Raw genomic sequence first — 712 nt, forward strand, 5'->3', positions numbered from 1 at the left:
TGCGGCCGTTAGCCCCAGCTTGCCAGGCACCGCACGGCTGGCTCTGGGTTTCAGGTCCAGCGCCATTTGAATGGCAATAACGATGGCAAATACACCAATGATCTTCTGCAGCATCGGGCCCTGAATTGACGCAGCAGTCAGCGAGCCAAGCCCCGCGCCAAGCAGGATGCCTAGCGTCATCCAGGCGAAAATGGGCCATTGCACCGCCCCTTTGCGGTGATGCTCCATCACCGAGTTGATGGACGTGAAGATGATGGTGGCCAGTGATGTGCCAACGGCCAGATGGGTCAATACTTGCGGGTCCACGCCTTGGGCGGTAAAGCTCAGAACCAGTACCGGCACGATGATGATGCCGCCGCCGACCCCAAACAGACCGGCCAATACCCCGGCGGCCGCACCCAGAACCAAATAAAGCAAAAATTCCATACTAAAACCCTGGCAAGCCAAAAATGTTGGCGATGTAGTAACAGAAAAATGGGATGGCGTGAGTCTGCCGTTGCCTGCGCAGGTTCATGCCCGGTGATCATTTTCCCATGCGAAATACCCCGCTAAAGCCATGCTGGGTTCGGGGGTGACTGGGCGTAAAGGGCGCTCAGGTGGTAACCGAGGCGTCCAGATTGCAGTATTGCCCTTTGAAGTACAGCAGGGGCTGTGTGGTGGTGGTTGGCTGCAGGCTCAGTGCCCGTACTTCACCAATCACGATCAGGTGATC

Annotated in this window: 1 protein-coding gene; it reads right to left on the reverse strand. The window is 57.2% G+C overall.

Going from position 1 to position 712, the window contains the following annotated elements; translation table 11 throughout:
* Nucleotides 1-426: sulfite exporter TauE/SafE family protein (locus A3754_RS03815; protein WP_156496759.1), on the reverse strand; the 426-nt coding region annotated here is incomplete at its 3' end.
* Nucleotides 427-712 lie beyond the last annotated feature (286 nt).

The sequence above is a fragment of the Alcanivorax sp. HI0083 genome, from assembly GCF_001635175.1.